20 protein-coding genes and 1 tRNA gene are annotated in these 22,544 nt (G+C 73.9%); 10 read left to right on the plus strand and 11 right to left on the minus strand.

Features of this window, described 5'->3' with window-relative positions; translation table 11 throughout:
* Nucleotides 1–105 precede the first annotated feature (105 nt).
* Nucleotides 106–744, plus strand: coding sequence for a DUF305 domain-containing protein (locus tag ACFVXK_RS26515; protein ID WP_389615744.1), 639 nt, complete (start codon nt 106–108; stop codon nt 742–744).
* A gap of 10 nt (nt 745–754) precedes the next feature.
* Here the strand turns inward: ACFVXK_RS26515 and ACFVXK_RS26520 are convergent, their stop codons facing one another.
* On the minus strand, nt 755–2,824 hold the full coding sequence (locus ACFVXK_RS26520) for a SpoIIE family protein phosphatase (RefSeq protein WP_389615746.1): 2,070 nt from the start codon (nt 2,822–2,824) through the stop codon (nt 755–757).
* Nucleotides 2,825–3,124: 300 nt separating this feature from the next.
* On the opposite strand from ACFVXK_RS26520, the gene ACFVXK_RS26525 reads away from it, so the two are divergent.
* From ACFVXK_RS26525 to ACFVXK_RS26550, 6 genes are all read left to right on the plus strand, one after another.
* Nucleotides 3,125–3,805 carry a hypothetical protein gene (locus ACFVXK_RS26525; RefSeq protein WP_389615748.1) on the plus strand — a complete coding sequence of 227 codons (681 nt, stop codon included), beginning with the start codon at nt 3,125–3,127 and terminating at the stop codon, nt 3,803–3,805.
* 73 nt (nt 3,806–3,878) lie between these two features.
* The gene (locus ACFVXK_RS26530; protein WP_389615750.1) at nt 3,879–4,094 is read left to right on the plus strand and encodes a hypothetical protein; all 216 of its coding nucleotides are present in this window, start codon (nt 3,879–3,881) and stop codon (nt 4,092–4,094) included.
* Between the two features lie 58 nt (nt 4,095–4,152).
* On the plus strand, nt 4,153–5,253 hold the full coding sequence (locus ACFVXK_RS26535) for a glutamate--cysteine ligase (protein WP_389615752.1): 1,101 nt from the start codon (nt 4,153–4,155) through the stop codon (nt 5,251–5,253).
* A gap of 263 nt (nt 5,254–5,516) precedes the next feature.
* A complete protein-coding gene (locus tag ACFVXK_RS26540) occupies nt 5,517–8,510 on the plus strand; it encodes a HAMP domain-containing protein (RefSeq protein ID WP_389615778.1) in 2,994 nt (997 codons plus the stop codon).
* 9 nt (nt 8,511–8,519) lie between these two features.
* Complete coding sequence (locus ACFVXK_RS26545) at nt 8,520–10,814, plus strand: SpoIIE family protein phosphatase (protein ID WP_389615754.1); 2,295 nt, start codon at nt 8,520–8,522, stop codon at nt 10,812–10,814.
* A gap of 83 nt (nt 10,815–10,897) precedes the next feature.
* A complete protein-coding gene (locus ACFVXK_RS26550) occupies nt 10,898–11,854 on the plus strand; it encodes a SigB/SigF/SigG family RNA polymerase sigma factor (protein ID WP_389615756.1) in 957 nt (318 codons plus the stop codon).
* Here the strand turns inward: ACFVXK_RS26550 and ACFVXK_RS26555 are convergent.
* The 4 genes from ACFVXK_RS26555 to ACFVXK_RS26570 form a co-directional block, all read right to left on the minus strand.
* Entirely contained in the window at nt 11,836–13,140 is a 1,305-nt protein-coding gene (locus tag ACFVXK_RS26555) for a phosphatase PAP2 family protein (protein WP_389615780.1), read from the minus strand. The genes ACFVXK_RS26550 and ACFVXK_RS26555 overlap by 19 nt on opposite strands.
* 152 nt (nt 13,141–13,292) lie before the next feature.
* Entirely contained in the window at nt 13,293–14,150 is an 858-nt protein-coding gene (locus tag ACFVXK_RS26560) for a fumarylacetoacetate hydrolase family protein (RefSeq protein WP_389615758.1), read from the minus strand.
* A 70-nt stretch (nt 14,151–14,220) separates the two neighbouring features.
* Nucleotides 14,221–15,507: a helix-turn-helix domain-containing protein gene (locus ACFVXK_RS26565; protein WP_389615760.1), complete on the minus strand. Its 1,287-nt coding sequence runs from the start codon at nt 15,505–15,507 to the stop codon at nt 14,221–14,223.
* Nucleotides 15,508–15,965: 458 nt separating this feature from the next.
* A complete protein-coding gene (locus ACFVXK_RS26570) occupies nt 15,966–16,997 on the minus strand; it encodes a hypothetical protein (protein ID WP_389615762.1) in 1,032 nt (343 codons plus the stop codon).
* 503 nt (nt 16,998–17,500) lie between these two features.
* Here ACFVXK_RS26570 and ACFVXK_RS26575 point away from each other — a divergent pair.
* On the plus strand, nt 17,501–18,118 hold the full coding sequence (locus ACFVXK_RS26575; RefSeq protein WP_389615764.1) for a LysE family translocator: 618 nt from the start codon (nt 17,501–17,503) through the stop codon (nt 18,116–18,118).
* A gap of 91 nt (nt 18,119–18,209) precedes the next feature.
* On the opposite strand, the gene ACFVXK_RS26580 is transcribed toward ACFVXK_RS26575, so the two are convergent.
* Nucleotides 18,210–18,283, minus strand: a tRNA-Pro gene (locus ACFVXK_RS26580).
* A gap of 123 nt (nt 18,284–18,406) precedes the next feature.
* Here ACFVXK_RS26580 and ACFVXK_RS26585 point away from each other — a divergent pair.
* The gene (locus tag ACFVXK_RS26585) at nt 18,407–19,108 is read left to right on the plus strand and encodes a transketolase (protein WP_389615766.1); all 702 of its coding nucleotides are present in this window, start codon (nt 18,407–18,409) and stop codon (nt 19,106–19,108) included.
* A gap of 12 nt (nt 19,109–19,120) precedes the next feature.
* On the plus strand, nt 19,121–20,020 hold the full coding sequence (locus tag ACFVXK_RS26590; protein ID WP_389615768.1) for a transketolase family protein: 900 nt from the start codon (nt 19,121–19,123) through the stop codon (nt 20,018–20,020).
* Between the two features lie 29 nt (nt 20,021–20,049).
* Here ACFVXK_RS26590 and ACFVXK_RS26595 read toward each other — a convergent pair whose 3' ends face one another.
* The 5 genes from ACFVXK_RS26595 to ACFVXK_RS26615 all read right to left on the minus strand — a co-directional run bounded on the left by ACFVXK_RS26595 (nt 20,050) and on the right by ACFVXK_RS26615 (nt 22,420).
* A complete protein-coding gene (locus ACFVXK_RS26595; protein WP_389615770.1) occupies nt 20,050–20,595 on the minus strand; it encodes a GAF domain-containing protein in 546 nt (181 codons plus the stop codon).
* A complete protein-coding gene (locus tag ACFVXK_RS26600) occupies nt 20,592–21,236 on the minus strand; it encodes an ATP/GTP-binding protein (protein WP_389615772.1) in 645 nt (214 codons plus the stop codon). The genes ACFVXK_RS26595 and ACFVXK_RS26600 overlap by 4 nt, the downstream gene beginning before the upstream one ends.
* Nucleotides 21,214–21,555: a DUF742 domain-containing protein gene (locus ACFVXK_RS26605; RefSeq protein WP_389615774.1), complete on the minus strand. Its 342-nt coding sequence runs from the start codon at nt 21,553–21,555 to the stop codon at nt 21,214–21,216. Before ACFVXK_RS26605 ends, ACFVXK_RS26600 begins: the two co-directional genes overlap by 23 nt.
* An 83-nt stretch (nt 21,556–21,638) precedes the next feature.
* Nucleotides 21,639–22,106: a roadblock/LC7 domain-containing protein gene (locus ACFVXK_RS26610; protein ID WP_389615782.1), complete on the minus strand. Its 468-nt coding sequence runs from the start codon at nt 22,104–22,106 to the stop codon at nt 21,639–21,641.
* Between the two features lie 47 nt (nt 22,107–22,153).
* The gene (locus ACFVXK_RS26615) at nt 22,154–22,420 is read right to left on the minus strand and encodes a hypothetical protein (RefSeq protein ID WP_389615776.1); all 267 of its coding nucleotides are present in this window, start codon (nt 22,418–22,420) and stop codon (nt 22,154–22,156) included.
* Between the last annotated feature and the right edge of the window lie 124 nt (nt 22,421–22,544).

Below are 22,544 nucleotides of genomic sequence, written 5' to 3' on the forward strand. Positions count from 1 at the left end.
TCCTTCCCTCAGCGAACTGCAGCTCCTGCGCATATAGGGCGGCTCCCCGGCACACCCGCCGGCCGAGCCCGTACCCACACGCCCCAGCACAGGAGAAGCACCACCATGCACGCCAAGCGTTCCCTGATCCGCCGTACCACCGCCCTGGCCGCGGCCACCGCCGCCGCCCTCGTCCTCGCCGCCTGCGGCGGGAACTCCGACGGCGCCGCCGGACACGGCGGCGGCCACGACGCGTCCGCCACCCCCACCGCCCCCTCGGGCACCCCGCAGGGCACGGCCGCGAACAACGCCGCCGACACCGCCTTCGCGAAGGGCATGCTCCCGCACCACCGCCAGGCCCTGGAGATGGCCTCCCTCGCCGCGACCCGCGCCGAGTCGGCCGAGGTCAAGACGCTCGCCGAGGAGATCAAGAAGGCCCAGGACCCGGAGATCAAGACCCTCACCGGCTGGCTGACCTCCTGGGGCGAGCAGGTGCCCCCCGCGGACGGCGGCGGGCACGCGGGACACTCCATGTCCGGGATGATGACCGGCGAGGAGATGGACCAGCTCACGAAGGCCTCCGGCAAGGCCTTCGACACCGCGTTCCTCCAGCTGATGGTCAAGCACCACGAGGGCGCCGTCGCCATGGCGAAGACCGAGCAGGCCGACGGCAGGTACCAGCCGGCCAAGGACATGGCCGCCGCCATCGTCGCCTCCCAGAGCGCCGAGATCACCCGGATGAACGGCCTCCTCGGCAAGAACTGACGCGCCGGGCTCAGCCGCCCACCCGCGCGACCAGGAGGGCGATGTCGTCGTCCGCCGCCGCCGGGACCAGGTGTGTGATCAAGGAGTCGCACACGTGGTCCAGGCGGCGCTGCGGGTCCGCGAGGAGCTGGGTGAGTTCGGCCAGGCGCTCGTCGAGGTCGCTGCCGCGGGCCTCGATCAGGCCGTCGGTGTAGAGGACGAGGAGGCTGCCCGGCGGCACGTCGACCTCGGTCGGGGTGAAGGCGATGCCGCCGACCCCGAGCGGGACCCCGGGCGGGGTGTCGAGGATGCGGACGGTCCCGTCGGGGAGGGCGAGGGCGGGCGGCGGGTGCCCCGCGCGGGTGACGGTGCAGCGGCCGGCGGCGGGGTCGACGACCACGTACAGGAAGGTGGCGAGCATCGGCTCGGCGAGGTCGGCGAGCGCGGCCTCCAGCTGGTGCAGCAGCCGCACGGGCGACAGGTCCAGGCGGGCGAGGGAGCGTACGGAGGCCGACAGCCGGCCCATGACGGCGGCGGCCCCGATGCCGTGGCCCATGACGTCGCCGATCAGCAGCGCCGCCTTGCCGCCCGCCAGGGGCAGCACGTCGTACCAGTCCCCGCCGACCTCGTTGACGTCGCTGGCCGGCAGGTAGCGGTGGCTGACCTCGACGCCCGGGGGCGGGGTGATGTGCTGGGGCAGCATGCTGCGCTGGAGGATGACGGCGGTCTCGTGCTCGCGGTGGTAGAGCCGGGCGTTGTCGATGCTGAGGGCCGCGCGGGCGGCGAGTTCGGAGGCGAGGGTGACGTCCTCGGAGCCGAAGGGGCCGAGCGGGCGGGTGCGGTAGAAGCCGGCGACGCCGAGGACCCGGTCCCGGGCCACGAGCGGGGCCATGACGAGGGAGTGGACGCCCGCCTCGACCAGTTGCGCGGGCCTGGCCGTGTGCCGGGCCGCCGGGGCGACGGCCTGTCCGTCCAGGCGGGCCACCAGGAAGGGCTGCCGGCCGGCGAGGGCCTGGGTGTACGGGGCGGTCGCGGGGAAGACGAGGGTCCGGCCCAGCGGGGCCAGGATGTCCGTGATCCGGGACCCGCCGAGCGGGGCCCGGCCCAGCCGCCGCAGGGCCACGCCGCCGGTGAGGCCCATGCCGGGTTCCTCCCCGCGGGCCAGGGCGTCGAGCACGTCGACGGTGACGGCGTCGGCGAGACGGGGCACGGCGAGGTCGGCGAGTTCCTGCGCGGTGCGCTCAAGGTCGAGGCTGGAGCCCATCCGGATGCTGGCCTCGCTGAGCAGGGCGAGCCGGCGCCGGCCGGCCTCCGCCTCGACGTGGTCGCGCCGCTGCTCGGTGATGTCCACGAGGGAGGCGATGACGCCGATGGGCATGTGCGCGGGGTCCTCGACCCGGACGTAGGAGCACGACCACACGCGGTCGTGCTCCGGTTCGGCCGGGGTCCGCCCGACCCGGCGGCGGTCGAGGACCGGCTCACCGGTCTCCAGGACCTGGAGCATGGCCTCCTCCATCTCGTGGGCGTTGACCGCGGGGAGGATCTCGGCGAGGCGGCGTCCCACGTGCGCCGACTCCGGCAGCCCGTTCATCGCCTCCAATGCGGCGTTGACCTGGAGGAACCGCAGCTGGGTGTCGAGGATGGCGATGCCGACGGGCGAGCGGGCGAACAGGCCGTCCCACACCGCGGAGGAGCCCCGGATGCGCCGGGCGGCGGGGGCGTCGGCGGCGAAGACCAGCACCGTGGCGGCGCCGTGGCCCTGCCGGTCGGCCACGGGTGAGGCCCAGATCTCCAGCTCCATCGGGTGCCCGTCGCGGTGCCAGGCGGTGACCGTGCCCATCACGCCGCGGCCGGTGGCCGCCGTCTCCCACAGGGAGCGGCCCAGGCTGCGGTCGGATCCGGGGTGGAGGAGGTCGGCGATGTTGCGGCCGAGGATCTGCGGCGGGGTGTAGCCGAGGAGCTCCTGCGCGACCTGGTTCCAGCGCACGATGGTGCCGTTGGCGCTGGTGGCCACGAGGGCGACGGGCAGGGAGCCCAGCCAGCCGCCCGCGGCCTGCGCCGCGCTGTCGATCAGGTCGTCGACCTGGATGTCCTCGTTCATCCGGCACGCACCCCACGCCGGGCCCGTCCCGCGCCCCGCCCGGCGACCCGGGCGGACCCGCCGGAACCCGGCCCCGCCCCTCCATCGTCTGCCGCCCGCCCCCCGCCCGCCTCCCGACCCGACACCTGGTCCGCCCCGGGGTCGGGACCACGGGGCGGCACGTCGGCGTCTGCCCTGGGGCGGTGGGGACAAACCATACGGAGACGACCCTGCCGCCCCACCGCGCGGGCGGCCCGGCGTATCCGGCAAACGGAGCAGCGCGACAGCCGGAAGGCCGTGCGGTACGGGCACAGTGGGGGGATGGAAGACGCTGCGCAGAGGCCGGCGAGGTCTCTCAGGAGGCAACAGTTCGAGGCGGTGCACAAGTGGTCTTCCACAGCCGCGGCCGTGGTCGCCCTGGCCATCTCGCTCTACAATTTCGCGGCACTGCAGCGCCAGCCGGAGATCGACATGGCGCTCCCCCACCTCTTTCGCCTCGAAAAGCTCGGCAACGACGTGCGGTTCTATGTGCAGCCGACGGTCTCCGCCAGGGTCAAGAGCGAGAACGTGGAAGTCATCCGTGACGCCCGCCTGCGGCTGGCCCTCACCGGCGGCTCCTCCGCCGATGCGCCGGTCTTCTACTGGAGGGAGAGCGTCACCTGGTACTTCAACCCGGACACGGGCACGGTCGACAACCACTGGGGGAGCGACCCCGCCCCCTTCATCGTGAGCCAGGACCAGGCGCAACAGCCGTCGTTCGCATTCCGGGCCGGACATTGGATGTATCGAGCGGGTCGGTACGAAGGCTCCCTCGAATTGCTTCGTTCAGGAAATCGCGCCCCGTTGACCAAGAAGTTCTGTCTGGTCATTTCGGACGCAGCGGTCCATGAGCTGGAGAACCCCCAGCCGCCGGAACAGACGATCCGGTTCTTCCGCAACGACCTGCCGAAATTCGCCTCGTACGGCAGCTCTGCGGACTGTTACCGCAGGGACACCGACTAGCCGGACGCGGCGCGGGCCGCCCCCGGCCCCGGGCCAGGAGTAGTTTCGAAGGGGGGCGTGAGGAGTGTGCGTCATGGGTGACAGGCAGCAGCAGGAAGAGGGGCAGGAGCGGGGGCACGGCCGGCGGATTCGTGGGCGGTCGCCGAGTCCCGAGCAGTTGCGGACCGGTGGGCGGCCGCGGACCCCCGGGGAGGTCGCGCACGAGCGGGGCCGGGAGGACGCGACGATGCGGGACGTGATGCGGGACCTGGACGAGGAGGACCTGGACGACATGCGCGACGACCGCTGACGCGCGAGTGCGTGCGGCGGGCGCGGGTAGACGCGAGGCCCCTAGCGAGGAGACCCCGATGCGCACGCTGACGATGGGAGTGGAGGAGGAGTTCCTGCTGGTCGACCGGGCCAGCCGGCGTCCCGCCGACCGGGCGGCCGCCGTGATCGCGGCCGCCGCCGCGGAGCTCGGCGAACAGGTGCAGACGGAGTTCTACGCCGCACAGGTGGAGGTGTGCACCCTGCCGGTCTCCGACACCGCCGGGCTGCGGGCGGAGCTGGCGCGGCTGCGCCGGACCGCCGTGGCGGCCGCCGAGGAGCACGGGTGCCGGCTGGTCGCGACGGGGACCCCGGCGGTGCCGCCCGCGCGGCCGCTGACCGTCACCGACACCGACCGCTACCGGCGCATGGCCCGGGCGTTCGACGGGCTCGTCGGCCGCTACGACGGCCTGGTCTGCGGCTGCCACGTCCACGTGGGGACCATGGACCGGGCCACCGCCCTGGCCCTCTCCCACCACATGCGGCCCTGGCTGCCCGTCCTGCAGTCCCTCACCGGCAACTCCCCCTTCGTCCTCGGCCGTGACACCGGCTTCGACAGCTGGCGCTACAAGCAGTTCGCCCGCTGGCCCACCGTCGGCCCGGCCCCGGTGATGCGCGAGGCCCAGTACGAGGCGTACGTGGGCGCCCTCGTCGAGCACCGGATCCTGATGGACCGGCGGATGCTCTACTGGTACGCCCGCCCCTCCGAGCACGTCCCCACCCTCGAGATCCGCGTCGCGGACTCCAACGCCGACATCGAGACGGTGGTCCTGGTGGCCGCCCTCGTCCGGGGGCTGGCCCAGGGCCTGCTCACCGAGGTCGAACGCCGCCAGCCGCCCCCCGAGGTCTCCGACCGGCGGCTGCGCGCCGCGCACGAGCTCGCCGCGGCCGACGGGCTGCACGGCTGGGGGCTGGACCCGTTCAGCGGTGAGCGGCTGCCCGCCGCCACCCTGGTCAAGCGCCTCCTGGCCCGGGCCGCCCCGGGGCTGGAGGCGGCCGGGGACCTGTCCCTGGTGGAGGACCTGCTGCGGCGGCTGCGGCGCGAGGGCAGCGGCGCCGACCGGCAGCGGGCGGCGCTGGGCCGCCGCGGCCGCCTCACCGGGGTCGTCGACGATCTGGCGGCCGCCACGGCCGCCGTCTGACCGGTGGCGGTGAGCAGGGCGCCGGGGAACAGCACCCGCAGGGCGAGACCGGCCGCCCACCACCCGGACGGCTCCGCCGCCGCGCCCGTGCCCGCCGCGCCCCTGTCGCGGCCGCGGAGCCGGGTCTGCCGCCCTCCCCCGCGCGGGGCCCCGGCCGGGCGGAGGCCGCCGCGTCACCGGTCCGGAGTAGGGCGGCCGGGCGGGGGCAGACTCCGGGGCGAAGCCTCGCGTGTCACAGTGGAGTCGACGCCTCCTCTACGGGACTGGCCATGGACGAGACAGACAGAACGCTGGAACAGTTGCTCGCGGGCCTGATGGCGGTCCGCGACGGCAATCTGGACACCCGGCTCCCGGAGGACGCCGGCGGTCTGCCCGGAAACATCGCGGCCGTCTTCAACGGCATGGTCGCCCAGCTGTCCCAGGTGACCACCGAGGTGACCCGGGTGGCGCAGGAGGTCGGCGGCGAGGGCCGGCTGGGCGGACAGGCGCGGGTGCCGCCCGTCGGGGGCGTGTGGCGCGAGCTGACCGACGCCGTCAACAGCATGGCGGACAACCTGACCTCGCAGGTCCGCAACATCTCCCAGGTGGCCACGGCGGTGGCCAGGGGCGACCTCACGCAGAAGATCAGGGTCGACGCGCGCGGGGAGATCCTGGAGCTGAAGGACACCATCAACACGATGGTCGAGCGGCTGTCCTCGTTCGCGGAGGAGGTCACCCGGGTGGCCCGCGAGGTGGGCACGGAGGGCAACCTGGGCGGGCAGGCCACCGTCCACGGGGTCTCGGGCACCTGGATGGACCTGACCAACAACGTGAACTCGATGGCGGACAACCTCACCAACCAGGTCCGCAACATCGCGCAGGTCACCACGGCCGTCGCCGAGGGCGACCTCACCCGCAAGATCGACGTGGACGCCCGCGGGGAGATCCTGGAGCTGAAGACGACCATCAACACGATGGTCGACCAGCTGGGGTCGTTCGCGGCCGAGGTGACCCGGGTGGCCCGGGAGGTCGGCAGCGAGGGGCGGCTCGGCGGCCAGGCGGAGGTCGCGGACGTGTCCGGCACCTGGCGCCGGCTCACCGAGAACGTCAACGAGCTCGCGGCGAACCTGACCGGCCAGGTGAGGGCCATCGCGGAGGTCACCAGCGCCGTGGCCCGCGGGGACCTGACGCGTACGGTGGCGGTGGAGGCCCCCGGTGAGGTCGGGGCCCTCAAGGACAACATCAACTCCATGGTGGAGTCGCTTCGGGCCACCACCCGGGCCAACGAGGAGAAGGACTGGCTCAAGACCCAGCTCGCCCGGATCTCCGGCGGGATCCAGGGCCGCCGCGACCTGCCCACGGTGGCCCGGCTGATCATGCGCGAGGTGCCGCCGCTGGTGCACGCGCAGTACGGCTGCTTCTTCCTGGCCCACGACGGACCGCAGGGCGCCGTGGGCTCGGTGGGCGCCGAGCAGGCCGACCAGGCCGAGGGCCAGGCTCCGGAACTCGTCGCGATCGCCTCGTACGGGCTGCCCGACGACCCCTCGTCCGGGCCCCGCCGCTTCCGCGTGGGGCAGTCGCTGGTCGGGCAGGCGGCCGCCGACCACCGGGTGGTCGTCGTGGACGAACTGCCGCCGGGGTACGCGCCGGTGCTCACCGGGACGGGCTCCGCCGACCCCTCCTCCCTGATCGTGCTGCCCATCGTCTTCGAGGGGCAGGTGCTCGGCGCCCTGGAGCTGGCCTCCCTGCGCCCGTTCGCGCCCCTGCACCGCGACTTCCTGGAGCAGTTCACCGAGCTGCTGGGCGTCAACGTCAGCTCGCTGACCGCCAACGCCCGTACCGACGAGCTGCTGGAGCGCTCGCAGCTGCTGACGGCCGAGCTCAGCGCCCGCTCCGGTGAACTCCAGGCCCGCCAGCGCGAACTCCAGCGCAGCAACGCCGAACTCCAGGACAAGGCGGCCCTGCTGGCCGACCGCAACCGGGACATCGAGCGGAAGAACCACCAGATCGAGCAGGCCCGCCAGGAACTGGAGGAGCGCGCGCAGGAGTTGGCCCGTGCCTCCCTCTACAAGTCCGAGTTCCTGGCCAACATGAGCCACGAGCTGCGCACCCCGCTCAACAGCCTGCTGATCCTGGCCCAGCTGCTGGCCCAGAACCCGGAAGGGAACCTGACGGAGAAGCAGGCCGACTACGCGGCCGTCATCCACTCGGCCGGGTCCGACCTGCTCCAGCTGATCAACGACATCCTCGACCTTTCGAAGGTCGAGGCCGGGCGGATGGACGTGCACCCCGAACCGGTGTCCCTGCAGCGGGTCCTGGACTACGTGGACGTCACGTTCCGGCCCGTCGCGGACGAGCGGGGCCTGGAGTTCACCGTGAGCGGGGCCCCGTCGGCGGGCGAGGGCCTGGTCACCGACGAGGCGCGGCTGCGGCAGGTGCTGCGGAACCTGGTCTCCAACGCCCTGAAGTTCACCCGGACCGGCGGGGTCTCCCTGCGCGTCCAGCCGGCCGGCCCGCAGGAGGTGCCCGATCCGCTGCGCGGGGCGGGACCGGTCCTCGCGTTCCGGGTCATCGACACCGGCATCGGGATCCCCGCCGAACAGCTCGAGTCCGTCTTCGACGCCTTCCAGCAGGGCGACAGCGGCGCCGACCGGGCGTACGGCGGCACCGGCCTGGGGCTGTCCATCAGCCGTGAGGTCTCCAAGCTGCTGGGCGGGACCATCACCGCCGAGAGCACGATGGGCCAGGGCAGCTGCTTCACCCTCTACCTGCCGGAGCACGACGGCCGGGCGCAGGTCCGGCCGGCGCCCGCCGGCGCCGGGGAGGAAGGGGAGGAAGCGGAGGAGCGGGACGGCTCCGCTCCCGCCCTCAGGTTCGCCGCGCAGGTGGACGACGAGGGCCTGCGGGACCGGACGGTGCTCCTGGTCGACGACGACAGCCGCAACGTCTTCGCGCTCACCGAGGTGCTCAAGTCGGCGGGCATGCAGGTGCTGACGGCCGACAACGGCGAGGCCGGCATCCGGCTGCTGGCCGCGCACCCGGAGGTCGACCTGGTGGTGATGGACCTGATGATGGCCGGCCTGGACGGCTACGCGACCACCCGGGCCATCCGGGCCATGCCCCGGCTGGCGGAGCTGCCGGTGGTGGTGGTGACCGCGAAGGCGATGCCGGGCGACCGCGCCGAGGCCCTGGCGGCCGGCGCCTCCGACTACGTGGTCAAACCGGTGGCCCCCGACCGGCTGCTCACCGCCCTGCGCACCTGGCTGACCCCCCGCTGAGGAGCCGTCATGGCCCAGCCCGAGAGCGGACTCTCCTCGGCCGTCGCGGACCTGACGGCCGAAGTCGCCGCCCTGCACGCCGACCGGGCCCGGCGCAGTCTCCTGGACCTGGCCTGCGGGGTGCTGATGGCCCAACTGGCACTCCCCCCCGCCGAAGCGGCCGACCACCTGCTCAGGCTGGCCGTGTCGACGGGGCTGAGCGCGACCGACCTCGCGGCGGACATCGTCAACGCGGCCGCCGGCCCGGACGTCGAGCGCGCGACGGGGCCGGCCGGGGACCCGGTGCCGACGGCCGAGGCCCGCCGGATCCGCCGGGGAACCACCGCGGTGCTGGCCTCCGACACGGCCGGGGCGGCGGCGTCGGCCCTGCTGGAGAGCGGTCTGCGGCGGCTGGGCGTCGAGTCCGTCTACCTGTGGCGGCGTACGGAGACCGACTGTCTGGAGCTGACCGGGCAGGCCGGGGCGACCCCGCTGGAGGCGGCGCACTGGCGGTGGGTGCCCCCCGAGACCGACGGTCCGCTGCACCGCGCGCTCACGGTGGGCGTGCCGGCGTGGTTCCCCGACGGGCCGGGGGCCGAGGGCCGGCTGCCCGGTCCGCGCGCCGAGGCGGCCCGGGGGCTGGTCCCGCTGGAGCGGGGCGGGCAGAGCGTGGGGCTCGCGCTGGTCGTCTGGCCGGTCACCCGGACCCTGGACAGCGGGGTGCGCGCCACGGTCGCGGCCCTGTGCCGTCCGGCCGGGCAGGTGCTGGACCACGGGGACCACGGTGCGGCCCCGGCGTCCCGGCTCACCGCCGTCCTGGCCGACCTGGTGCTGCCCGCCATGGTCGTCAGCGTGTCGGTTCCGACAGAGGACCGGGAGGCGGGCGGCTTCGGACGGGCCCACACGGTGGACTACCTCAACCCGGCCGCCGTGCGCGCCCTCGGCCCGCTCCCGGCGCCCGCCGGGCGGCCGGTCGCCCAGCTGTTCCCCTCCGTCTACGAGGAGCTGGTCGGGCTGCTCGCGCGGGCGAACGCCACCGGTGCCCCGCAGTACGCCCCCGCCCTGCCGGCCGTCCCGTCGGGCGCCGGGCCCCGCAGGGCCGGGGCGGCGGCCGAGCACACGATGGCCGAGGTGCGGGTGCTGCCGCTGGGCGACGGGCGCACCGCGGTGATGTGGCACGCCGACGACCGGCGCGGGCCGCCGGTGACCCGGGCGCTGGCGCGGCTGGACCAGCTGGCGGTGTTCGAGGAGGACCTGGTGGCCGGTACGACGGTGTGGAGCGCGCACGCCTACCCGGTCTTCGGGCTGCATCCGGAGGACCCGGCGGTGCCGTTGCGGTCCCTGGGGGCGCGGCTGCACCCGGAGGACACGGTGCGGCTGGACGGTCTGCTGGCCTCGTTGACCGACCGGCACGAGGGCGGGCAGGTCCTGGTGCGGGTGGTGCGGCCCGGGGGCGGGGTGCGCCGGGTGCGGGTGGCGGCCGAGCCGGTGCTGACGGGGAGTGCGCTGACCGGGATCGTCGGGGTGTTCCACGACGTGTCGGCGCAGCACCACACGGAGGTCGCGCTGACCGCCACGTACGACCAGCTGTCGGCGGCGCGGACCGAGGCGGAGCTGCGCGACCACCTGGTGCTGGGGCTCCAGCACGCCATCGTCCCGGAGGCACCGGCCCTGGAGACCCCGCCGGGGCTGCGGGTGGCGGCGCGCTACCGGCCGGCCGCCGTGGAGTACCGGGTGGGCGGTGACTGGTACGACGTGCAGTCGCTGCCCGACGGGAAGGTGCTGGTCACGGTGGGGGACATCGCCGGGCACGGCATCGGCTCCGCCACCGCCATGATCGCCCTGCGGGGGGCGCTGCACGGTCTGGCCTTCACGGGGAACACCCCGGGCCGGCTGATGGGGTGGCTCAACGAGGTGGCCATGCGCACGCCGGGGCAGCCCACGGCGACGGCGGTGTGCGCCCTGTTCGACCCCGCCGACCGGTCCCTGTGCTGGTCGGGGGCCGGCCACCCGCCGTTGCTGCTGCTGCGGGGCGGGCGGGCCAGTTTCCTGGACGGGGCGTACAACATCCTGCTGGGCGCGCTGCCGGAGGCGGGGTACGCGGAGTCGTACACGGAGCTGCGCTCCGGTGACACCCTGCTGCTCTACACGGACGGGTTCATCGAACGCCGGCACGTGGGGCTGGACGAGAGCCTGGAGGCCCTGCGGCGGGCGGTGGAGGGGCTGCGTCCGGGCCCGGCGGAGGAGCTCGCGGACCGGCTGATGGCGGCGGTCCTCGGGGACACCGAGGACGACACCAGCCTGGTGGTGGTGCGGGTCACCTGAGGCCGGCCGACACGAGGAAGGGTCATTTCCTGAGGAACGGGTATGAAACACCTGAAACCCGACATGGGTCGGAGGTCCGTTCCATGACCCGAATCCAGCAGACCGGCACCCGCCCCGCCCGCGGAACCCCGCGGGCCGCCTGCCCTACCACCCCGCCTCAGGACCGTCCGGCGACACCGCTGGAGGAGCCGGTGGCGGAGCTCCTCGCGGAGCCGCTCAAGGCGAGCACCGCCGACGCCCGGACCCTCTCGCGGTCCCTGTTCCGCCGGCTGGACGACCTGGAGGAGGGCACCGCCGAGTACGCGTACGTGCGCAACACCCTGGTCGAGCTGAACCTGAGCCTGGTCAAGTACGCCGCCCGCCGCTTCCGCGGCCGCAGCGAGCCCTTCGAGGACATCGTCCAGGTCGGCACGATCGGTCTGATCAAGGCCATCAACCGGTACGACGTCCACCGCGGGGTGGAGTTCACCACCTTCGCACTGCCCACCGTCACCGGCGAGATCAAGCGCTTCTTCCGCGACACGAGCTGGGCCGTGAAGGTCCCCCGCCGGCTCCAGGAGCTCCGGCTGAACCTGGCCAAGGCCTCCGACGAGCTGGAGCAGGACCTGGGCCGCAGCGCCACTGACGCCGAACTGGCCGAGCGGCTCGGGCTGACGGAGGCCGAGCTGGCCGAGGGCCGCCAGGCCGCCCAGGTGTACGCCTCGCGCTCGCTCGACGCGCCGGCCCAGGAGGACCCCGACTCGGGGACGGCCCAGCGCCCGCTGGGCGAGGAGGAGCCGGTCTACGAGCGCATCGAGTGCCTGGAGTCCCTCAAGCCGCTGCTGGCGGAGCTGTCCGAACGGGACCGGGAGATCCTGTCCCTGCGCTTCGGCCAGGAGCTCACCCAGTCGCAGATCGGCGAGCGGCTCGGCATCTCGCAGATGCACGTGTCCCGGCTGCTCACCCGCACCCTCGCCACCCTGCGGACGGGCCTGCTGACGGACGACCCGCCGCCGGAGGACACCGAGGACGGGCGGGCCGCTCAGACCAGCTCGGGCTGAGGCTCGCGCCGGGGCCGCGGCACGGCCCCCGACGGGGCCTCGCGCTCCCACAGCCGCGTGGTCCGCACGTAGCCGTACACCACCGAGCCGGCCGCCAGGACGAGCAGCGGCCCGCACAGCCACGGCAGCGCGGCCAGCTCCTGCGACAGGAAGCGGTAGGAGAGCAGCAGCGCGGTGAACACGGCCGTGCCGTAGCCGGCCAGCAGGAGCCCGCGCCGGTCCCGGCCCCGGTCGACGGCGCGCAGGGCGATTTCGATCGTGAGCGTGAAGACCACGCCGGCGAGGATGTCGGCGCCGTAGTGGTAGCCGAATCCGAGCGTGGCGCCGAGGGTGGCGACCAGCCAGAAGGCGCCGAGGAACCGCAGGGCCCGCGGGCCCTTCCGCGAGTGGATGAAGATCGCGGTGGCCCACGCCGTGTGCAGGCTCGGCATGCAGTTGCGCGGCGTGACCCCGTCGAAGACCATCGCCTGCGGCGTGCCGAGCGGCGGCGGCGTGTTCGGCCAGAGGTCGGCCAGGGCCCAGTGGCCGCCGTCGGCGCCGTAGGCGAAGATCGGGCCGACCACCGGGAAGATCATGTAGATGCCCGGCCCGAGCAGTCCGACCACCAGGAACGTGCGCACCAGGTGGTGCTTCGGGAAGCGGCGCTCGGCCGCCACCCCGCGCAGCTGGTAGAGGGCGACGAGGACCGCGCCGACCGCGAGCTGGATGTAGACCCATTCCAGGACGTGGGCGCCGACGGCGCCGGTGGCCTCCACGATCCGGCCGGCCACCCACGAGGGGTTGCCGAGCGCGTGGTCGGCGGTCGCCACGTACTGGTCGAGCACCATCGGGCGGGTCTGCGCGGTGATGTCCAGCCAGGTGTAACCGGTCTTGCGGCCGGCCACGAGCAGCAGGGCCAGTCCGACGCCCTTCAGCAGCAGGGTGCGCTCCCGGCCGGTGCGCCGCGTGACGGCGATGACGGCGCAGGCCAGGGTCACGATCAGCGCGCCGTTGCCGAACATCGTCGGAACGCCGGCCACCGAGCGCACGAGCCAGAACACCAGGTCGATGCCGACGGCGGCGCCGACGGCGATGAACCGCTGGCGCCAGCCGAGCACCACGAGCATCAGGGTCATGGCGGCGTACAGCACCGTCCCCGACTTGGGTGGGAAGATCACCTCGCGGGCCTGGGTGGTGATCGGACCCGGGGTGCCGTATTGGCGCGAGACGATCTCCAGGGCGACGAGGAATCCCAGGCCGATCAGGCTCACGGCAGCCCACAGCACCACCCGGGGCCGGCGCCACAGGGGAGGCTCCGTTCCGCCGTCATTTCCGGAGAACACTCGCGATACCGCAGATATCAATTTTTCAGCCGATGTTCATGTTTCGACGTGATCGTTGTGAGGCCGAACATGTTATCGGAGTGGCCGTGCGTTCAGGTACGGGCCCGACCGCCGGGCTAGTGGGCGGCGCGGCGCACGGTGTTGCGGAGGGTGCCGATCCCCTCGACCACGGCCTCGACGACGTCACCGTCCCGGATGACACCGGCCCCGGGCGTACCCGTGGACAGGACGGATCCCGCGTCGAGGGTCATGCCGCCCGAGAAGTGGGCGATCTGCCAGTGGGGGTCGCGCATCATGGCGGAGACCTGGTTGGTGGCGATGGTCTCGCCGTTCACCACGGTGGTGATGCGGATCGAGGAGAGGTCCGCGACCTCGTCGGGGGTCACGACCCACGGGCCGAGGCTGCAGAACGTGTCGAACGCCTTGGACCAGGGGATGTAGCGCGGGTTGACGCGGATCGCGTCCTCGGCGGTCATGTCCAGGATGGTCGTGTAGCCGAAGACGACCGAGGCCGCGTCCTCGGGCGCGACGTCCCGGCAGGTCCGGCCGATCACCACGCCGAGCTCCGCCTCCGCCGTGACGCGGTCGGACTGGACCGGCAGGACGATCTCGTCGCCGTCGCCGATGACGCAGCTGCTCGGGCGCAGGTACGAGCCCGGGGTGCCGACGGGCTGCTCGACGTCGAGGTCGGCTGCGTGCCCCCGGAAGTTCAGCCCGACCCCCCACAGCTTGGGCGGGTGGCGGTAGATCGGCCCGAAGGACGCCTCGCCGGAGTGCAGGGCCTTGGCCCTGGCCTCCGGGTCGGCCAGCGCCTCCCGGATGCTCTCCAGCTGGTCGCCCACGACGACGTCGAAGAGGGTCGGACCGAGTGCGGTCCCGGTCAGCTCGGCCAGCACGCCGAGCCGGACGATCCCGCCGTCGACCGCGATGCCGACGTCCTCCCGGCCGTCCAGGGTGAGGGTGCAAAGGCGCATGGGTACTCCGTTTCGAGGAACACAGGAAGAAATACGGGGAGGAACGCAGGAAGGGCTGGGGCGAGGAAGGTCAGCAGGCGCGCAGCGCGAGCCTGGGGGCGAGCGGGGTGCGGCCCCGCATCGCGGCCCGGACGAGGTTGAGGAGGGTGAAGCGGACGGGTCCGCCCGGCGTGGAGGGGACCTCGACGATCAGGCCGGCGTGCAGCAGCGACTGGAGGGCGAGGGCGGCCTGCGCCCTGGGGAGCCCCGACTGCCGGACGACCTGGCCGACGGTCCAGCCCTCGGACCGGCCCGCGAGCCGCAGCGCCAGCTCCTGGATGGCGGGGGTCTGCTGGGCGAGCACGTCCTGCGCGGCCGCCACGGGGTCGGTCCGCATCGCGGGGTGGCCGGCGAGGGCCTCCGGCTCCTCCCGGGCCATGGCCAGCAGTTCGTCGGTGGAGATCACGGTGGCCCAGGAGGCGGCGGACTCGAGGGCGCTGGGCAGGCCGTCCAGCCGGGTGCAGATCTCCGCGAGCGCCCGCAGTTCGCCTTCGCCCGGCTGGAAGCCGGGCCGCAGGTCGGCCAGGCGCCGCAGCAGGAAGCCCAGGGCCGGTGCGGGGGCGGGCGGGACCTGCGCCGCTCCCGCGGGCCCGGTGGGGAGGGGGGACAGCAGGAACCGGTGGTGGTCCGAGACCCCGTGGGGGACGCGGGCGGTCTCCAGGACGCCGAGCCGGGGGCACGCGCGCAGGAGGGCCCACACGGTCTCGCGGCGGACCTGGCCGTGGTCGTTGCCGTCGAGGACGAGCAGCGCGGCGCGGTCGCCGATCTGCCGGGCGAGCCTGGCGACGCCCGCGCCCTCGCCGACGAGCAGGTCCGCGGTGGCGGCCTGCAGCGGGCCCCGGTCGAAGTCCTCCTGCAGCCGGACCCAGAGGACCGCCGTCGCGGAGGCCGCCTCGACGGAACCCGCCGCGGCGGCCGCCAGATGCGTCTTGCCGACGCCCGGGAAGCCGGACAGGACCGTGATGCGCTGCTTCTCGTCCAGCAACTGGCGGGTGAGCGAATCGAGTTCGCGGGTGCGTCCGACGAGCGGACGGGCCAGGACGCTGATCGGCAGCCCGAGGGCCTCGAAGAGCACCTCGTCGACCTCGCCGCCGGCCGACAGCTCGAAGGAGAGCCGTTCCTCGGTGCTCAGCAGCAGCGCGTCCGCGAGGAGCCGTACGGTCTCCCGGCGCGGGGCGGCCACCCGCCCGAGTTCCAGGTTGCGGACCGCGCGCACGCTGACCGTGGAAAGGTCGGCCAGGGTCTTCTGGCTCAGCTGGGCCCGCTTCCGATAGCGCTGGAGCTGGACCCCGAAGTCCTCGACATTCGCCCAGTTCATCATCTTCGATTACTCCAGATATGAATACGCGCGCACGCCGCCACACGAGGGGAGTGACGGTTCCGTACGCAGCCGGCAGCCATTCCCTGTAGGGAATTCCCCTGGCCCCCGTGAGCCGGATCGGTACATATCGGCGGATCAGTCGGCGTACCCGACTGGGCCGACCCTAACTGGAGTCGGTTGGACCACGGAACCTCAAGCGATCAAGCCGTGCGTTCCGGTTGGAGGCACGGCGGCACTTTCGGCGTCCGGCAAGTGCCTCGTGCCCCCGCCCCGGCCGGAAGGGAATGCCGCGAATAGTCGCATGATCCCGGTATCGGTCCCGGCGTTTACCGCCACAGTGGCGCGAACCCTCCACTCCGGGCGGCACGGTGCGGACATTTCGTGTGAGGCATGTCATGCGGACCCGCGCGGCCGGCCGCCCCGGAACGCCGCCGCGCGGCGGCCGGCCCGCCGGGTCAGGGCCGCAGGGCGACGGCCAGCTCCTTGACGAGCTGCTCCGTCGGACGGACGCGCTCGACCTCCGCGACGGCGGTCATCAGCTCGAAGACGTCCACGTCGGCGGCCTCGGCGCAGCGCGTGATCAGCGGGAAGAAGCTGGAGTGGGTCTGCGTCAGCCCGCCGAGCACCTGGAAGGTCCGGTCGTCGTGCAGTCGCGGGAGCGGGCGCACGACGCTCTCGCTGAGCTGGGCCAGCGCCCGGTAGTCGTAGCCGGCTCCGGCCCGGTGCCGGGTCAGGATCGCGGCGAAGGCCTCGGTCACGGTGTTGCCCGCACCGCGCCCGATGCCGTCGAGGGTGGCGTCCACGAAGCGCGCCCCGCCCGCCGCGGCGGCGAGCGCGTTGGCGTTGGCGAGACCGAGGTTGTCGTGGCCGTGGAAGCCCAGCGGGACGGCGACCTCGGCGCCGACCCGGTGGAACAGCTCCTCGACCTCGTGCGGCAGGAACCCGCCGACGGAGTCGACCAGGTAGACGCCGTCGGCCCCGAACCCGGCGCACCGCCGGACCGCCGCCACGACCCCCTCCTCGTCGAGGACGTTGGTCTTCATCAGGTTCACGAAGGTGCGCAGGCCCAGTTCCTTCGCCAGCTCGGCGAAGTGCCCGGCCGGGGACACGTCGGTGATGTCGACGCCGATGCGCACGAATCCCATTCCGGCGTCGGCGGCGCGGACGAGGTGGTCCGGCTCGGCGAGACCGGGAATGCAGAACATCCCCCAGGCCGCCCGGCGCAGCGTCTCGGACGCGACGGCGAAACACCGGTCGTCGCCGACGAGGCTCGGCCGGGAGAGCGCCTCGCCGGCGTTGAGGCCCAGGCCGTGGCCCAGTTCGATCAGCCCCAGTCCGGCGTCCTCCAGGCCGGCGAGGACGGCCCTGATGGTTTCCTCCGTGAACCTGAAGTCCACGGAATAACTGCCGTCCCGAAGTGTGCAGTCAAGGATCTCGGCCGCGGCTGCGGCGCTGCTTCGGGCGGTCTCTCGTAATACGCCGGTCATGGTGGAACTCCCTAACCAGAGGAAAGTCGCTCAGGGGTTCTCAAGCTACCCGGGGCCGAAGTTCCGGGGCGGCACCGGGCGAGGCACTTTCACTGCTTCCGCAATCGGCCAAGCTGCCTCCTTGCGAATTCCGGCGGACCTTGTATGGTCTCGACGGCGGTATGGGATTCCCCACCGCAGGCCGTTCACGTGCGAGAACGGGCGGACCCGGCTCCGCGGGCGGCGCCGCGCCCGGAGGAAAGGGAACGCATTCACGGGGGAAATCCTCGCCGAAAACCGGAGGATCCCTGAAGGGAGAACGGACCTCCGGTCGCGGAACGGCTCGCACGAGGCGTACTCCGACGGTTCTGCGGCCGCCGCCCCCTAACCTCCGAGTGGCTTTCCGGACTCCATCGACCGAAAGGGCCTTCCATGACCGGCATCGAGGACGAGAACTTACCCGCCCGCCCCGGGCGCCCGCGGTCCGGCGGGCTCCCCGCCGCCGCCGGCGACGGGCTGACGTGATGCCCACCCAACTGCCGCTGTTCGTCCTGACCACCTGGCTCCTGGCGATGCTCCCCGGCGCCGGGCAGGCGATGATGATGAGGCAGACCCTGGAGGGCGGGCTGGGCGCCGCGCGGGCCACCATCGTGGGCAACGCGGTGGGGCTGCTCGTCTGGTCCCTGTCGGCGGCCGCGGGCCTGTCCACGCTGCTGCTGACCAATCCCGGCGTCTACACCGTCGTCCGCGTCGCCGGCGGCCTGGTGCTCGTCGTCCTCGGGGTCAACACGCTCCGCGCGCAGCGCGGCGGCCCGACGCCGCCCGGCCGGGACGGTCCGCGCGGAGGGGGCTGGGGCGCCTTCGGGACGGGGCTCGCGACGAACCTGGGCAACCCGAAGGCGGGCGTGTTCGCGGTCTCGGTGCTGCCGCAGTTCGTCACCGCGCACGGGCCGGCCTTCGCCTCGATCGCACTGCTGGGCGCCGTGTGGGCGTTCGTGAACGCCTGCTGGTACCTGCTGTTCACCTGGGGCGTCAGCCGCGGCCGGGCCCTGATGACCCGGCCGGCCGTGCAGCGCGGGCTGCGCGTGGTCACCGGCCTGGTCCTGCTCGCACTCGGAACCGCCGTCGCCGCCGGCGTCTGACACCGCCCGGTACCGGGCCCGGGGCCCGGAAACGACTCAGAGGTCGCGTCGGATGTCTCCGATACGACCTCTGAGCTGCGACTCTCTCGAGTCGGGACGACAGGATTTGAACCTGCGACCCCTTGACCCCCAGTCAAGTGCGCTACCAAGCTGCGCCACGTCCCGGTGCCGCTGACCTGGGGTTTCCCCCGGCTCGACCGGCATGAGAACCATACCGCACTTCCGCTGGTGGTCGCGCGCACCTTTCGCTCTTGACCTCAAGTCCGCTTGAGGTCACATGGTTGCTGTATGACACACGCAACCGCGGAGCCCGGCCTCCGCTACGAGGACCTGGGCCGCCTGATGGCCCTCATGACCGGGGACGAGAAGCACGGGCCCGCCGCCACCTCCACCCTCGACGTGCTGTGGGTGCTGTACGACCGGGTGCTGCGGGTCGGTCCCGGGAGCGCGGACGAGCCGGGCCGGGACCGGTTCCTGCTGTCCAAGGGGCACGGGCCCATGGCCTACTACGCCGTGCTCGCCGCCAAGGGCTTCTTCCCCGTGGACTGGCTGCCCGGCTTCGGCACCTTCGACTCCCCCCTCGGCCACCACCCCGACCGCGTCCTGGTCCCCGGGGTGGAGATCGCCAGCGGCTCCCTCGGGCACGGTCTGCCGCTCGCCGTCGGCAGCGCGCTGGGCCTGCGGGCCCAGGGGCTCCACGACCCCGCCGTGTGGGTGCTGATCGGGGACGCCGAGCTCGACGAGGGCAGCAACCACGAGGCCGTCGCCTACGCCGGCTCGGCCGGGCTGGAAGCCCTGCACACCGTGGTCGTCGACAACGACTCCGCCACCCACGGCTGGCGCGGCGGGATCGCCTCCCGCTTCGAAGCCGCGGGCTGGAGCACCGCCACCGTCGACGGTCGCGACCACGCGGCCCTGCACGCCGCGTTCACCGCACCGCACCCGGGCCGGCCGCACGCCGTCGTCGCCCGCGTCGAGAAGAAGTTCTGAGGGGGATACGTCATGGACACCATGCGGGAGCGGTTCATCTCGGTCACGTCGCGACTGCTCGACGAGGACCCGCGGCTGGCCCTCGTGCTCGCCGAGATCACCATGGACGGGTTCCGGCCCGCCCAGCGGCGCCACCCGGACCGGGTGATCAACGTCGGGATCCGGGAGCAGCTGCTCGTCGGCGTGGGCGGCGGACTGGCCCTCACCGGGCTGCGGCCGGTGCTCCACACCTTCGCCAGCTTCCTGGTGGAGCGGCCGTTCGAGCAGGTCAAGCTGGACTTCGGGCACCAGGACACGGGCGGGGTCCTGGTCAGCTCCAGCGCCAGCTACGACTGGCCGGCCGGCGGCTACACCCACATGGCCCCCGGTGACGTGGCCCTGCTGGACACCCTCGACGGCTGGACCGTGCACGTGCCCGGTCACCCCGACGAGGCGGAGGCCCTGCTGCGCCACGCGTACGCCGCCGGGGACGACCGGGTCTACGTCCGGCTCTCCCAGATGTCGAACGCCGCCCCGCACCCGGAGGCCGGCGGGCTGCGGGTGCGGACCGTTCGGGAGGGGCGCGCGGGCGTGGTGCTCGCCGTCGGCCCGATGCTGGACGGCGTCCTCGCGGCGACCGAGGGCCTCGACGTCACCGTGCTGTACGCGGCCACCGTGCGCCCCTTCGACGACGCGGCCCTGCGCGCCGCCGTGGACCGGGCCTCGGCGGACGTGGTCCTGGTGGAGCCGTACCTCGCCGGCACCTCGGCCGCTGCCGCCGGGCGGGCGCTGCTCGACGTCCCGCACCGGGTGCTGCCCCTGGGGGTGGGCCGCGCGGAGCTGCGCCGGTTCGGGACGATCGAGGAGCACACCGCCGCCCACGGGCTGGACGCCGGCTCGCTGCGGCAGCGGATCACGGCCTTCCTGCGCTGACCGGCCGGGGCGGCCCCGTGCGGGGTGCCTCAGGCGGGGCGCTCCCCGCGTTCCTGGAGCCGCTCGGCGAGCTCGGCGGCGAGGGCCTTGACCGTCGTCAGACCCGCCAGCCCCCACCGCCGGGGCACGACGTCCACCGCGCACACCGTGCCGAGGACGATGCCCCGCCGGTCGGTGAGCGGCGCCCCCAGGTAGGAGCGGATCCCGCTCTCGTCGACGACGGCGTTGCCCGCGAAGCGCGCGAAGTCCCGTACGTCCTCCAGGACCAGGGCCCGCCGCCGCACCACCACGTGCGGGCAGTAGCCGTGGTCGCGCGGCAGCACCCGCGCCGGGTAGCCGCTCGCCGCCGCGTCCGCGCCGTGGTGCAGCCCGGCGAAGAACTGGCGGTCCTCGCCGACGAAGTTGACCCCCGCGTACGGGGCGTCCAGGGTCTGCGCGACCCGGCGAGCGAAGGCGTCGAGTTCGGCGTCGACCCGCTCCCCCAGGTTCATCTCGCGCAGCCGGACCACCCGTGCGGGCGCCTCCCGGTCCACGGGGGTGAGCAGCAGATGTCCGGTCGATGCGTAGCGGTTCATGGCGGTTCCCCCGATGCGGAGTGGTGTGCGTAGGCGTGCTGGACCGTCGGACCGGGCCCGGCGGGGCGCCGGGCCGTGGTCAGCAGGTGGTGGACGAGGGCGGCCAGCGTCCCGGTCCCGGAGCCCGTGAGGCGCGCGTCGCAGCGGACGACGGGAACCTCCGGGCACAGTCCCACCGCCTCGCGGACCTCCTCGGCCGTGTAGCGGTGGCTCCCGTCGAACTCGTTGACGGCGACGACGAAGCCGATGCCGCGCCGTTCGAAGAAGTCCACGGCGGGGAAGCAATCGGCGAGGCGGCGGGTGTCGGCGAGGACGACGGCGCCGAGCGCGCCCGCGCAGAGCTCCTCCCACAGGAACCAGAAGCGCTGCTGGCCGGGCGTGCCGAACAGGTAGAGGACGTGCCGGTCGTCGAGGGTGAGCCGGCCGAAGTCCAGGGCGACCGTGGTCGCCGTCTTGGCCTCCACCCCGTCGAGCGGGTCGGCGGCCCCGCCGATCCCGCTCAGCAGTTCCTCCGTGCACAGCGGCTCGATCTCGCTGACCGCGCCCACGAAGGTGGTCTTCCCCGCCCCGAACCCGCCCGCGACCAGGATCTTCAGGGTCGCGGGCAGGGCCGGGGCCTCAGAGCCGCCGGCGCAGGCCATCGAGCACCGCCCTCAGCAGGGTGTGGTCGTCGGCGGCCAAGGACCCGCCGCCGCCCGGGAACCTCGGCGCCTGCGCCCGCACGGCCCCGTACTCCACCAGGTCGGACAGCAGCACCTTGACCACCACCGCCGGCAGCCGCAGGTGGCCGGCGACCTCGGCGACGGTCACCGCCGGCGCGGCGGCGCAGCAGCGCAGGGCGAGGACGTGCTCGGCCCCGAGCGGGACGCGCGGCCGGACCCCGGTGGCGCACACCAGCGACAGCAGGTCGAGGGCGACGGCGGGCCGGGTGCGGCCGCCGCTGGCCGTGTACGGGCGCATCACCCGGCCGGCCGAGTCGTCCAGCCAGGGCGTGTCGCGCGGCCCCCCGGCCCCGGGTCCCCGTGCCCCCCTGGCCCAGACCCTCATCGTCCGGCTTCGGCGTCGGCGACGGGGCGGCGCGGCGGGGCCGCGAGGTAGGGCCGGACGCTCTTGACCAGCATGGCCATCTCGTAGCCGAGCACGCCGGCGTCGGCCTCCCGGTCCGCGAGGACGGCCAGACAGGTGCCGGAGCCGGCCGCGGAGACGAAGACGAGGGCGGTGTCGAGTTCGACGACGACCTGGCGGACCTCGGCGCCGTCGCCGAACCGGGCGCCGGCGCTGCGGCCGAGGGAGTACAGGCCGGACGCCAGGGCGGCCATGTGGTCGGCGCTGTCGGAGTCCAGGCCGTGCACGCAGGTGACGAGCCCGTCGTTGGTCAGCAGCACCGCGGCGCGCGTGTAGGGGACGCGCTGGACCAGTCCGCCGAGCAGCCAGTCGAGGTCCGAGAGGCTGCCGGTCTCCGTCTCCGCCTGGGTCTTCGTCGGTGTCTGCGTCGCCACTTCGCCGGCCATGGGGGTGTGCTCCTTGCTGGGGTTCGTGCGGGTGTTCACGCGGGGGGTCATGTCTGCTGCTCGGGCGACTGGGCGAGGCCGAAGCCCCGCTGGAAGGCCGCCATCAGGCCGGGGTCGTGCACGGGCTGCTCGGCGTCCCCGTCCGTGCGGCGGGGGGCGGGGGCCTCGCGCAGCTGGGGGGCGAGGTGCGTCTGGGCCCGGCGCCGGGGCAGCGCCGGCCGGTCGTCGCGGTCCGCGCGCGCGGCGGGGATCCGGCGCGGGAGGGGCTCCGGCCGCGTCCCGTCGGCGGCGGCCCCCTCCTCACGGGCCCACACCGGCCCGCGCTCGGCGGCCGGGGCCGCGAGCCCCTCGGGGGAGGCGGGGACTAGACCGAGGTCGAGGGTGTGGCCGGGGTCCGGGATCCGGCCCGCGGCCGGGGTGCCGTGGGCGTCCGGGTAC

This window comes from Streptomyces sp. NPDC058157 (assembly GCF_042884105.1).
Lineage (GTDB): Bacteria > Actinomycetota > Actinomycetes > Streptomycetales > Streptomycetaceae > Streptomyces.